This is a genomic window from Sorangium sp. So ce693, from assembly GCF_051521375.1.
Taxonomy (GTDB): Bacteria; Myxococcota_A; Polyangia; order Polyangiales; family Polyangiaceae; genus Sorangium; species Sorangium atrum.
This window is the reverse complement of the sequence record NZ_CP150347.1, coordinates 3478738-3492043: the sequence shown is the minus strand read 5'-3', so window position 1 is coordinate 3492043 and position 13306 is coordinate 3478738. Positions and strand designations below refer to the sequence as shown.

The 13306-nt window shown below is 73.7% G+C and carries 6 protein-coding genes; 4 read left to right on the top strand and 2 right to left on the bottom strand.

The window, feature by feature from the left end; all coding sequences use genetic code 11:
• The first annotated feature begins 75 nt into the window (after positions 1-75).
• A complete protein-coding gene (locus WMF14_RS13370; protein WP_437801360.1) occupies positions 76-4089 on the top strand; it encodes a serine/threonine-protein kinase in 4014 nt (1337 codons plus the stop codon).
• A gap of 21 nt (positions 4090-4110) precedes the next feature.
• Here the strand turns inward: WMF14_RS13370 and WMF14_RS13365 are convergent, their stop codons facing one another.
• Positions 4111-6984 (bottom strand): PQQ-dependent sugar dehydrogenase, encoded by a 2874-nt coding sequence (locus WMF14_RS13365; RefSeq protein WP_437801359.1) that lies wholly within the window; start codon positions 6982-6984, stop codon positions 4111-4113.
• Positions 6985-7717: 733 nt separating this feature from the next.
• On the opposite strand from WMF14_RS13365, the gene WMF14_RS13360 reads away from it, so the two are divergent.
• The 3 genes from WMF14_RS13360 to WMF14_RS13350 are packed head-to-tail and all read left to right on the top strand — an operon-like array spanning position 7718 to position 11077.
• Complete coding sequence (locus WMF14_RS13360) at positions 7718-8242, top strand: hypothetical protein (RefSeq protein WP_044964684.1); 525 nt, start codon at positions 7718-7720, stop codon at positions 8240-8242.
• A complete protein-coding gene (locus WMF14_RS13355; protein WP_437801358.1) occupies positions 8223-8600 on the top strand; it encodes a hypothetical protein in 378 nt (125 codons plus the stop codon). Before WMF14_RS13360 ends, WMF14_RS13355 begins: the two co-directional genes overlap by 20 nt.
• A gap of 17 nt (positions 8601-8617) precedes the next feature.
• Positions 8618-11077, top strand: a complete 2460-nt coding sequence (locus WMF14_RS13350) for a SpoIIE family protein phosphatase (protein ID WP_437801357.1) — start codon at positions 8618-8620, stop codon at positions 11075-11077.
• Positions 11078-11096: 19 nt separating this feature from the next.
• Here WMF14_RS13350 and WMF14_RS13345 read toward each other — a convergent pair whose 3' ends face one another.
• Positions 11097-13265, bottom strand: a complete 2169-nt coding sequence (locus WMF14_RS13345) for a serine/threonine protein kinase (protein WP_437801356.1) — start codon at positions 13263-13265, stop codon at positions 11097-11099.
• Positions 13266-13306: the final 41 nt, after the last annotated feature.

Below are 13306 nucleotides of genomic sequence, written 5' to 3'. Positions count from 1 at the left end.
GATCGCGCCGGGCCCCACCCGAGGTCATCCGAGGTCTTCTTGCCGCGTTGCCCTTCCTGCCATCGCCGACTCGCAGTGCTCACCTCCTGCCCGACGGACGGAGCCACGGCGCCGTCCCGCCCAGCGCCGGTCGATCTCGGCGCCGAGACGCCGCCGTCCGTCGCGGGCTTCCTCGTCGGCCCGCCGCTCGCGGCGGGCGCCTTCTCGGTCATCTGGGCCGCGACGCGCGCGGAGGACGGCGCCCCCGCCGTGCTCAAGGTCAGCAGGGCCCACTCGCTGCTCGCGCGCGAGCGGTTCCGCAGCGAGGCGTGGGCGCTCGAGCAGCTCGGCCCCCCGGCCTCGCCTCGCCTGCTCCAGAACGGCGTGCTCGAGGACGGCCGCGCGTACATCGCGATGGAGCGGCTCCGCGGCGAGACGCTGGCGGCCCACCTCGAGGGCCTGCCCACCGGGCCCGACCTGCGCTCCGCCCTCGACGTCGCGCTCGGCGTGCTGAGCTGCCTGCAGGTGGTGCACGAGCGCGGCCTGGTCCACCTGGATCTCGCGCCCGAGAACGTCTTCCTCGAGCCCGACGGCGGCGTGCGGCTCCTCGACTTCGGCCTCACGCAGCGCGAGCGCGGCGTCGTCTGCCACCCGGCGGACAGCGCGCTCACAACGCTGGGCGCCATGCTCGGGACGCCCGAGTACGCCGCGCCCGAGCGGCTCCGGGGCGAGCCGCTCGACGCGCGCGCGGACCTCTACGCGTTCGGCGCGCTCCTCTTCGAGCTGCTCACGCTGCGCCCTCCGTTCGCGGGCGATCGCGCGAACGTCGCGCAGGGGCACCTCGGCCGGCTCCCCCCGAGGCCGAGCGAGATCGCCCCGGTCCCTCCGTCCATCGAGGCCCTCGTCCTCGCCTGCCTCGCCAAGGAGCGCGCGCTCCGCCCGGCGGACGCCGCGGGCCTGCGGGCCGCGCTCGCGTCGGCGGGCGCCGAGGCGCTCGCCCTGGCCGGCGGCGCCGCGGCGACCGCGGGAGACGACGTCGCCACGGGCTCCACGGACCGGCACGACACGGTGGTGCTCGCCCTGGAGGCCCGCGGCGCCGAGGCCGAGGTCCGCGCCGCCGTGGCCCGCCACGACGGGCACCTCGCGCGGCAGCGCGGCTACCGCTTCGTCGCGATCTTCCCCGGCCCGAAAGAGGCGGCCGCGGAGCGCGCGCTCCTCGCGGGGCGGGAGATCGTCGCTTCGGTCGGCGCGCCCCTCGCGATCCACATCGCGCCGTTGAAGCTCCGCCGTGACGCCGAGAGCATGCACGCCGCCGGGATCGCCGTGGAGCGGCCCGAGTCGTGGCTCCCCGCGGATTCGTGGCGGGGCATCGCGCTCAGCGCCGAGCTCGTCACCGCGCATCCCGGGTTCGACGTCGTCGCGGCGAGCGAGGACGGCCGCTACTTCTTCGCCCCGGACGCGCCCCCGCCCTCGGGCCATCGCGGCGCCGCGCGCGCCGCGCCGCCGCTCGTCGGGCGCGGCGACGCTCAGGGCGCCGTCGAGGAGAGCCGCGAGCGCGCGCTCGCGGGCCTCGGGCCCGGCCTGTGCGCGCTGATCGGCGAGCGCGGCGTCGGCAAGTCGCGGCTCGCCGAGGAGATCGCCGAGAGCAGCCGCCGCGCCCACCCGGGCGCGCTCGTGATCTCGCTGCGCGCCGAGCCGGAGCTCGGCGCGCGCCCCGGGGGCGGCTTCGGCCAGACCGCGGCCGCCTTGCTCGCCGAGGTGCTCGGCGCGAGGGACGGCGCCCCCGCGGCGCCCGACGACCCGCGCGCGTTCTGCGCCGAGCGGCTCGGAGAGCCGCTCGGCGGCGAGGTGTGGCCGGCCGTGGCCGCGATCCTCGGCTGGACGGGCGGCTCCGCAGGCCGGCCGCCGCCGCGCCGCGGGAGCGTGATCCGGGCGCTCGCCGAGGCGCTCCGCCGCCGAGGGATGGAGCGGCCCGTCGTCGTGATCGTCGACGACGCGCACCTCGCCGACGGCGCCACGCTCGACGCGCTCGACCTCGCGACGCGGCGCGAGGCGTCGGTCGCGCTCTGGGTGCTGCTCGCCGGCGCGCCGGCGCGCTGCTCGCCGACGCCGCGGCGCCACGCGCTGAGCGCCCGCGGCCACGCGCGCGATCACGTCGCGCTCCCGCCGCTCGACGACGCCGCCGGGCTCCTGCTCTGCGCGGAGCTCCTCCGGCCCGCGGAGCCTCCGCCGAGCGCGACGCTCCGGCGCATCTGCGCGTGGGCCGGCTACAACCCCCGCGGCCTCGTGGAGCTCACGCGGGCGATCAAGCGGGCGGGCCTCGTGCGGCTGCGGGCGAGATCGAGCGGCCACCAGCTCGCGACCGCCGAGCTGGAGAGGCTCCCGCCGTCGCCCGCGTGGCAGTGGTTCGCCGCGCGGCAGCTCGAGGCGCTCCCGCCGGAGCTCGCCGCCTGCGCGAGGCTCTGCGCGGTGCTCGGCTTCGAGGTCTCGGAGGACGTGGCGGCGAGCGTGCAACGCGCGTTCGAACGCGAGGGCGCGCCGGCGTACGTCGACCACGTCGACGTCCCGAGCGCCCTGCGCGCGCTGGTGGCGCGAGGGCTCCTCGTGCCCCGCGGCGCGCACGACGCCGCGCCGCGCGAGGGCGCCCTCTGCGGCGGCGCCAGCTACGCCTTCCGGAGCGCGCTCTTGCAGGAGGCCATCTACGCGCTGCTCCCGGAGGAGGAGCGCGCGGCGATGCACCGGCACGCGCTCGCCGTCTGGGAGCTCAGGGCCGAGGCCCGGCCGAGGGCGCCGGAGCTGCTCGAGCCGATCGCGCGCCACGCCGCGGCCGCCGGGGCGCGCGCGCGCGCGGCGCACGCGTACCTGCTCCTCGGCGATCTCCAGCGCGACCGGCACAACAACGCGGTGGCAGAGAGCCACTACGCGTCCGCGCTCCTCTGGGCCGACGGCGACGATCAGCGCCAGCGGTACCTCGCGCTCCTCGGCCGCGCGCGCGTGCGCTACCGCGTCCTGCGCACCGGCGAGGCGCTCGACGATCTCCGCTCCGCGGGGGCGCTCGCCCGGACGATGAAGGACCCGCGGATGATCGCGGAGGCGCTGCTCGAGGAGGCGACCGCGCTCGACTGGGCCGGCTCCTGGGAGGAGTCGGCGGCGCGCGTCGAGGAGGTGATCCCGCTGCTCGACGTCCGCGAGGGCCGCGCCGACGCCGCGCTCGCCGCGCGCTTCGAGGTCGCGGCAGGCCGCTCGGCGTTCCGCAAGGGCAACCTGGACGACGCGCTCGAGCGGCTCACGCAGGGCGTGGAGCGCGTCCGCGAGGCCGATCACGACACGCACGTGACGGGGCTCACGCTGCTGGCCTGCGTGCTCGCGCGGTCCGGCCAGCTCGAGGAGGCGGAGCGGCGCTTCGACGACGCCGTGCGCAGCTGCGAGGAGCGCGGCGACCGGGGCCACCTCTGCGCGGCGCTCGTCCGCCGCGCGGAGCTCTGGCCGGCGCTCGACGCCCCGGATCGCGCGATGGCGGACCTCCGGCGCGCGGTCCAGCTCGCCCGCGAGGAGGCGAGCACCCTGGCGGAGCGCGACGCGACGATCAAGCTCGCGGAGCTGCTCTACCTCTGGGGGCACGAGGACGAGGCGCTGCCCCTGGTGCGGCAGGCGCGCTCGCTCGACGAGCAGCTCAAGGACAGGCCGGCTTACAGGAGCGCGCTCCTGCTCGCGCGGATCCATGCGATGCGCGACGAGCACGCGGACGCGAGCCGGCAGCTCCGGTGGCTGAGGGCGCAGGGGGCGATCGCGGATCTGCCGCCGTACGCCCAGGCCCTCCTCGGCGTCATGCAGCTCGCCGTGAAGGATCCGAGGTCCGGCATGGAGAGCCCGCGCACGCGGGCGACGGTGCGCGAGGAGGGGGAGCCGCCCGGCGAGCTGGGCGGCGGCCTCAGCGCCGATCAGCGGGTCGAGCTCCTCTACTGGCGGGCGCGCGCCCTGCTCGACGCCGGCCGCCCCGAGGATCTGGCGCTGCTCCTCGCGCGCACCGCGCCGCTGCTCGCCGAGAGCCGGGCCTGGCGCCCGCGCTTCGCGAAGCTCCGGGCGGGCGACGGGCAGCTCGCGGGATAGCGCCGCTCGGGCGCGGGGCCTTCACCTCGGATCGACGCGGAACACCTCGCCGGTCAGCATGACGACGTAGAGCTCGCCGGCGGCGTCCTCGCCGAACGAGGCCGCGGGCAGGCGCGACTCGAGGTCCGCCGTGATCTCGACGTGATCCCGCACCCGCGAGCCGTCCCACCGCAGCGTCCAGAAGCGGTGCGTCCCGTAGTCGCCGTAAACGTACCTTCCCCGGAGGCACGGGATCGCCGACCCGCGGTAGACGTAGCCGCCCGTGATCGAGCCGCCCTCCCCGCTCGAGTGGCTGTGCTCCACGGCGGGCGCGACGCCGACGCGGGAGCACCCGGCGGCGACGCAGTGGTCGCCCTCCATCGCCGGCCACCCGTAATTGCGCCGCCCGGTGCGCGCGGGCTCGATGTCGAGCTCTTCCCACGCGTTCTGTCCCACGTCGGCAATGTAGAGATCCCCGGTGCTCCGGTCGAAGCTGATGCGCCATGGATTGCGCAGGCCGTAGTCCCAGACGAGCGGGTTCACGCCCGCGCCGGAGAGGTTGCCTGACGGGCCGAGCCCGCTGTCCACGTCGATCCGCAGGATCTTGCCGAGCGGAGACGAGAGGTCCTTGGCCGGAGAGGCCGAATACGGCGTGACAGCCGAGTCGCCCACGGACGCGTAGAGGTAGCCGTCGGGGCCGAACGCGAGCGTGCCGCCCACGTGGTTCCAGCCGCCGTGATTCGCGTCAAGGAGCGTCCGGACAGGCACGCTCCCCGCCGACGTGTCCGCGACATCGGGGTTCGAGGCCGAGCGGCGGAACTCGGCGATCGTGACGTTGCCCCTCGGCGCGGCGGTGTAGAAGAGCCAGAACCTGCCGTTGCTCGCGTAGCCCGGGTGAAACGCCATCCCGAGCAGCCCGCCTTCCGCGGTCGGGCTGGGCGCGCACACGAGCGGGTTCGCGCTCGCCGGCCGCGCCGGCGGGCACGAGGCGCCGCCCCGGAGTTCGAGGAACGGGGTGGACCGGAGGACACCGTCCTTGATCAGGCGGACGATGCCGTCCTTTTCGAGGACGAACATCCTCGATCGGTCGCCCGGCGGGCTGGCGAGGAAGACGGGGGTCGCCAGGCCGGCCGCGACCTGCGTGAGCTTCAGGCGCGGCACCCCGGCGCACGCGGCGCCGGAGCCGCCGCTGCTGGCGCCGGAGCCGCCGCTGCTGGCGCCGGAGCCGCCGCTGCTGGCGCCGGAGCCGCCGCTGCTGGCGCCGGAGCCGGAGCTCGCGCTCGTGCTGCTGACGCCAACGCTCGCGCCGCCTGCGCCGCTGCCTGCGCCGCTGCCGCCGCTCCCTGCCTCGGGCGGCGGCCCGAGGCCCTCGATCCAGGAGCGGACAGCCGCGAGGCCCGCCGCGTCGGCGGCGTCCGACGCGATCGGGGGCATCTGGGCCCTGGAGCCGCGGTTCTCCATCCGGCGCACGACGGCGCTCGACTCGGGATCTCCCGGCGTGATCCGGTAGAGCGCGCCGGGCTCCCAGAAGCTGGGCGTCACGCGCACGCCGGTCGTGTACGTATCGGTGCTCTCCACCGTGGTGTTCGCCGCGAGGAGGCGTGTCCGCAGGGTCGCGACGCCTGTGCTGTTGTGGCAATTGCCGCAGTTCGCATGGAGATAGCCGAGCGCGGCGGCCGCCCGGGCGTCGCCCGGCGGGCGCACCCCTCCCCGCATCGGGACGGTGAGCCACCCGGCGTCGCTCAGGGACACGATCGTCTCGCCCGGTCCATCGTGGCTCAGCTGCAGCGCGCTGAAGCCGAGGACGCGCTCCGGGAGCTTGCCGTGGCACTCCCAGCAGTCCGCGGTCCGGGGGATGTCGTGCGCGGTCCCGCGCGCGTCCTCGACGCCCTCCTCGACGAGGAACGCGTCGTTCCTCGTAGGATCCCACGCGTACGCCGCGAACAGCCAGTCATCGATGCCCGGCCCGAACCGGTGGATGAACCGCGTCTCCACGGCCACGCCCTCCGCGCGGAACTCCTTCCAGAAGCGCGCGCCGACGGGCAGCGACCAGTGATCCATGTCGCTCGTGTCGACGGTGGAGCAGGGCGGCAGGTACACGAAGCGCCGCTTCGCGGCCCCGTCCGACCAGAGCTCGTAAGCAGGACGAAACTCGCGCGTGCCCGCCGCCCGCGATCGGGTCGTGATGTCGGCGTAGAGCCCGGTCTCGGAGAGCCGCGCGGGCGGCAGCGGATCGGGCGGCAGCGCGGCCCCGTCGGCGCACGGATCATCCCCCGCCGCGCTCGACGCGCCGGTCGAGCTCGACACGGCGGCGCTCGACACGGCGGCGCTCGACGTGCCGACCGTCGCGCCCGTGCAGGGAGCGCAGCGCGGCCCTCCGCAATCGAGGCCCACCTCGAGGCCGTTCATCACCCCGTCCGAGCAGGTCACGTAACAGACGTCGAGCCTGGGGCGCTCCTGCGCGCTGCCGATCTCGCTGCTCCTCAGGTAGGTCGTGTGGGCGCGCTCCTCGTCGCCCTCGGCGAGCAGCACGCCGTCGTTCCGCGCCGTCCCGAGCGCCCACGACTGCACGAGCGCCGACACGTCCGCCGCCCGAGCGCCGACGCCCGCCTCGGCCGCGATGGTCGCCGCGCTCTCGCCTTCAAAGCCGCTGTCCCCGAGGCTCGACCAGGTGACGGTGCGCTCGTCCCACGGGATCGTGACGCGGTGTACGCTCACAGCGCTGCTCTCCACCGCGTACGTCTGATGGAAGACCAGCGAGGCAGAGAGGACCGTCGCGCCGACCGGCACGGGAGAGAGCCCGAAGTACACGACAGACCGGCGGCGGCCGGCGCCCGCGGCCCACCCCGTCGAGAGGTTCGGAGATGCGGAGTCGTTCCACCCCGGAGCGTTTTGCCACAGTGTCGCATCTCTCACCGTGCCGAGAGCTCCACGCTGGATGGTGACGCACACGGCACCATCGCTCGAGAGCGCTGCTGGGGCCGCTCCGAGCGCCACCGAATCGCCCTCTCCGACACCGTGACTCGCGCCGGCGGGGCGCCCGGGCTCGCCCTCCGTCCCGGGCGCGGTGCTGCAGCCGATCGCCGCTGCCGCCGCGGCGGCGCCGGCCAGGACGCCGCGCACCACGAGAAAAGGGAGGCCCGTCATCGCCGCCAAGCGACGCGGGCGGCGGCGCGACAGCCCGAGTGGCCAGGGCGGCCCGAGCGAGAAGCATCGTTGTTTCATTCAGCAATACCCTCCTTGCAGGGTCGCCCGGCGGGATCTTTCCCTCAGGTGAAGGCGTATGTGCGCGAGGGGCGCGGTGGCCGCACCGGATCCATGGACACACCTGGGCGCCGATGGACGCCACGTTCGTCATCGACGAGCAGGATCAACGAGCATGCCACTCCGCCTCGGACAACGCGTCGCGTTATGCCCTGGCGCGAAGTGCGCCGCCGCGCGAACTGCGAAGCGCATCACATTCCGAGGTGAGAACCGCATCACATCGGAAGCTCAATGGCGAAGGCGGAGCTCGCTCCGGGCGCCCTCTCCGTTCCGCGCTCACGCTCTCACGGGAATCACGAGAGCCACGAGAGCCACGGGAAGAAGCCGCGCCGCCCGCGGAACTAGTGGTTGGATCCTGCGCCAGGGCGGCGTAACATAACAGATTGTGTCATCCCCCGAACCGACGCAGAGCGCCTCGCTATTCCTCTGCATCACCTTCTTTCCGAGCGAGCGCCTGGCGACGGCGGTGCTGCGGCTGGTGTCCAGCTTCTGCGGCGCCGTGCTGGACGACGCGAATGTGAGCTCGCGGTTCTACATGGCCGCGCACGAGCTCGCCGAGAACATCACGAAATACTCCACCGGCCCTCGCGTCAGCCTCGAGCTCGCGCTGGAGGAGGACGAGAGGTCGCACATCATGAAGATCCGCGCGCGCAACGAGGCGTCGCCGGAGCGGCTGCGAGAGGTCGAGAAGCGGCTGCTCGACCTGAAGACGGCGAGCGACCCGCTGAAGCACTACGACGACCTCATCACGGAGACAGCGATGGTCGAGGGCGTCTCCGGCCTGGGCCTCGCGCGCGTCCGCGCCGAGGGCGGGCTCGACGTCGACTACAAGATCGAGGGCAACGAGCTCACGATCATCGCGCACGCGCCGCTCGAGCGGTGGAGGATGAATGGACAGCCTAAGGGTTGATCGCGTCACCACGGACAGCTTCGGCATCGAGCCGGCGCTGCTCGGCGATCGCCTGAGTATCAAGCTCACCGGGACGGGCGACATGGCGGCGGCCGCGCCGCTCGGCGCCTATTGCAAGGAGGTCCAGCACGAGGTGCGGCGCCTCTCGCTCGCAGCCGTGGAGTTCGACATACGCGCGCTGTACTTCCTGAACTCGAGCTGCCTGAAGGCCTTCATCGCCTTCATCGCCGGCGTCACCGGCGAGGGCCCCAAGTGCAAGGTTCGGTTCATCACGGACGCGAGGCTCGGGTGGCAGCGGCGGAGCCTGGCGGCCCTGGAGCGCATGTCCCCCGGCCTCGTCTCCATCCACGACAAGTGAACGGGGAGCGATAGATCATGGCGGCGAAGCGCCACACGATCGCCCTCCTGACCGACTATCTTTGCGGCGAGTACCAGTCCGAGGCGCGCTTCGGGGTCGAGCGCGCGGCCGAGGCGCACGGCGTCAACCTCATCGTGGCCTTCGGCGAGACGCGCGCCCGCCAGGGCTACACGCTGGACGCCCGGGGCGGGATCTATTCGCTCATCGGCGCGACGACGGTCGATGGGGCGGTGATCATGTCGTCGGCGCTCACCAACTACGTCGGCTCCGAGGGAGCGCACGAGTTCTGCCGAGCGTTCGCGCCCTTGCCCGTGTGCAGCGTGGGGCTCGCGCTGGACGGCATCCCGAGCGTCATCGTCGACAACGCGGTCGGGGGGGAGGCGGCGGTCGCGCACGTGCTCGACGATCACGCGTGCAAGCGCGTCGCCTACATCAGCGGGCCGGCCAACAACGAGGAGGCGAAGCTGCGCGCCGGGGCGTACCGGAGGGCCCTCGAGGCGCGCGCGCTCCCCTATGACGAGCGCCTCTTCGTGTACGGCGATTTTCTGATCGACGGCGGCCGCCGCGCGATGCGCGAGCTCCTCGGGCGCAGGGTCGAGTTCGATGCCGTCGTCGCCGGCAACGACAACATGGCCCTCGGCGCGATGGACACGCTGAAGGCGCACGGCGTCGACATCCCTGGCGACGTCCTCGTGTGCGGGTTCGACGACGTCGCCGTCTCGCGCGTCACCAGGCCGTCGTTGACGACCGTCCGCCATCCGATCAAGGAGCTCGGGGCGCTCGCCGTCGAGACGGTCGTGCGCCAGCTCCGCGGCGAGCGTGTGCCGGAGTGCAGCCTCCTTCCCGTCGAGCTCACGCGGCGCGAGTCGTGCGGCTGCGGCTACTATGCTGCCCTCCCGCGCCCGACCGGGGCGCCTCCGCGCCGCGAGCCGCTCTCCGTCGCCGCGCAGCAGGAGCCCCTGGAGCGCGCGCTCGCGCGGTGCGTGACGGTCCCAGCGGCGTCGCTTCAGGCCTGGCCCCGAGAGCTGCTGTCGGCGCTCGAGGAGGAGCTGACGGGGCGGGAGGACCGCTTCCTGACGGCGCTCCAGGACGTCCTCGACGCGGCGGCGCGCGAGGGCGTCGCCCTCGACCAGTTCCAGGGCGCGATCACGCTGCTCCGCGCGAAGATCGGCCGGGCGCCCGGCCGCGCCTCCGACGACCGCCTCGAGCGGCTCTGGCACACGTGCCGCGTCCTGATCAGCAACGCCTCCGTGCGCGCCGAGGGCGAGAAGCGGCTGTACCTGGAGCGCGCGTCGGTCAACCTCAGCTGGACCGGCATGTTCTTCTCGACCTGCCTTGGCATGCCCACCCTCCGGCGCACGCTCGCGGCGGAGCTGCCGAAGCTGGATCTCACGCACGTCGCCATATCGCTCTTCGACGACCCCCAGCGCGCCACCTTGCAGTCGCTCTTTCTGATGGAGAACAGCCGCGAGGTGGAGCCGCCGCCCGGGACCTTCGCGTCCGCGTGCCTCGCGCCGCCCGGATTCCTGAGCTCGTCGGAGCGCTGGAGCGTCGTCGCGATGCCGCTCACGTTCGGGGAGACGGAGCACTACGGCATCGCGCTCGTCAACAGCGGCGCGAACGAGACGGTCTACGACGCGGTGCGCCTCCAGATCGGCTCCGCGATGAAGGCGGTGTCGATGCACCGGGAGATCGTCCGGCACGTGGAGATCCGCGAGCGGCTGGAGCAGGAGAGGGTCGATCAGGAGACCCTCGTCGCGAAGCACATCCAGACCACGCTCGTCCCGGCGCACCTCTTGGTGGACGGGCTCGAGCTCTCCGCGATGATGCGGCCGGCCGCGGAGGTCGGCGGCGACTACTACGACGTGCTCCCGACGCGGGATGGCGGGTGGCTCGGGATCGGCGACGTCGCGGGGCACGGGCTCGTGGCGGGCCTCGTCATGTTGATGATCCAGAGCATGGTCGCGGCCATGACCCGCAGGGATCCGAGCGCCCGCCCGAGCGAGGTCGTCTCGGCGCTCAACCGGGCGATCTACGACAACATCCGCGACCGGCTGAAGCGCGACGAGCACGCGACCCTGCTGCTGCTGCGCTACGAGCGCGGCGGGCGGGTGACGTTCGCGGGCGCGCACGACGACATCATCGTGTGCCGCGCGAGGACGCGGAGGAGCGAGTGCATCCCGAGCTCCGGCGTGTGGGTCGGCGTCCTGCCGTCCATCGACGCGATGACCAGGGACGCCGAGCTCCTCCTCGAGGACGGCGACCTGCTCGTGCTCTACAGCGACGGGGTGACGGAGGCGCGCAACGCGCACCGGGAGCAGTTCGGGCTCTCGCGGCTCTGCTCCACCGTCGAAGCCGCCCAGGACACGCCTGTCGACGACATCCGCGACCGGATCCTGCGGGAGGTCGACGGCTGGTGCCCGAGCCCGGACGACGACATCACGCTCGTCGTGGCCAGGTACCGCGCGCCGCGGTGATGGCGGCTCGCCGGGCTCGTCAGCCCGTGACGCGGCCCTCGATGATGCCGCCGTCCGCGGTGATGGCGACGACCACCTCGCCGTCGACGAACAGCGACACGACCGGGCCGACCCACGCGTCGTTCTCCCAGACGCACTCCCACACCCCCGCCATGGGCGGGATGCCGCCGCGCCGCACCCAGATGCGCCCCGCGCTGCCCGCCCAGGCGCGCCCCTCCGCGTCGATCGTCGCGGCCGACAGGGCGCGCCGCGGCTCGATGTTCTCCGTGAAGATGCTCTGCCCGTACCGCCAGACGACGCTCCCCTCCGCGCCGACGGCGATGCCCACGCCGAGATCGGGCCGCCCGGCGCACGCGACGAACGCCCGCGCCGGCGGCGCCGGGATGCGCTCCAGGTGCCAGTCGAGCGGCGCGTAGAGCGCGACGAGCCCCTCGCCCTTGCTCGACCGGCCGACGACGAGCCACCGCTCGTCCTCGACGCGCGCGACCGCGGCGAGGAGCGCGACGCCGTCGGCCGGCATCGGCCGCAGCCAGCGCTTGGCGATGAACGCGTGGAGGAGCGGCCGCGGATCGTTCGGCGTCGTCGAGACGAGGATGCCCATGTCCTCGAGGTCGCCGCTCAGCGCGACGTGGCTCTGCGGCTCTCCCGGCAGCTGGAAGACGCCCGTCACGCCGCCCGTCGTGTACACAGCGAGCGTCGAGGCGTCGCCGCCGATCAGCCACCGGCCGGGCCCGATCCGGTGCACGAAGCGCACGCCCTGCGGACTGGGGAGTCCGCCGGACGACGCCTCGCTCCAGCTCGTCCCGTTCCAGAAGAGCAGCCCCCCCGTGGCCGCGGCGAGGCACCGGCCATAGCCGTCCCAGGCCACGCTCCGGATGACCGAATCGAGGCTCGGGTGGTGGAGCACGCTCCACGTCCAGCGCTCGACGACCGCCGACAGGCGCGGCGCGGGCTCCCGCGAGGCGCGCGGGGGCACAGGGATGATCTCGGCCTCGATCGGGCGGTCCTGGCTCGGGCGCTCGGCGGCCTTGGCGTTTCGCGGCGACAGCAGCGTCTGGCCGAGCTCCCCCTTGAGCAGCACCGGCGCCTTCAGGTGCGTGGACGGGACGGTCATCGGACCGACCTCCTCGGCGGCGCGCACGCGCTGCTCGCCGGCGCTCGCCACGATCCGCTGCTCCAGCGCGGAGATCGGCGAGGCGGGGCGGAGGTACGGCGAGAGCATCGCGGCCACGGCCACCGCCTCCTGGAGGCGCTCCTGCGCCTCGCCGGTGGACGCCCAGCGGAGCGCGAAGTCGATCGACTTGCACGCCTGCTCGTTGGCGCGCAGCGCGGGGTGGAGCCACCGCGTCTCGACGATGCTCCGGCGCGCGCGCGCCATGGCGGCCATGAGCGCCTGCGCCTGCGACTCCGCGATGATGTACTCCTCGCCCGTGAGCAGGAAGAAGATGACGGACGCGAGGTTGAAGATGTCGGTCCACGGGCCGATCGTGCTCGGATCCGCGGACAGCATCTCCGGCGGCGCGACCCCGGCGTTGCCGACGACGCCGGCCATGATCGTCTCGCGGATGCCGCGCGGCCGCGCCATGCCGAAGTCGCTGATCTTGAACAGCTCGTCGTCGCCGGAGCCGCAGCAGAGGATGCTCTCCGGCGTGAGCTGCCGATGGACGACGCCGACGTCGTGCACCGCCGACAGCCCGCTCGTGATGCACTCGATGGCGCGCGTCGCGCGCGCAGGATCGAACGCGTGGCCCGTGGCCTGGATGGTCCCCTGCACCCGCTGCCGGAGCGTCACGCCCTGCACGCCGCCGTGCACGTACTCGATGGTGATCCAGGGAAGATTGAGCGCCTTCGTGCCGCGGCGGACCTCGAACGTGCCGGTGTCGATGAGCCGGACCACGAAGGGGGTCGGAGGGACCTGCTCGTTGAGGCGGCCGAGGGACACCGCCTCTTTCTTCACGATGACGGCCGCTGACGGACCCATCTGCCTGAAGAGCGACGGCCGGAGGATCTTGACGACCACGGGCGTCTCGCCTTCGGGCGCGGTGCGGACCGCGTAGAACGAGACGAACATCGCCCCGGCCCCGGCGCGCGACACGATGCGGTAGCCGATGCTTGACGAGAGGTCGCTGGCGATCGTGGCACCCTGCAGACCTCCGAGGGCCTCTTCATCGCTGGGTATTGTGAGCACGTGAACGACCATAGCGCACCCGGCGCGGCGTGGAACAACTT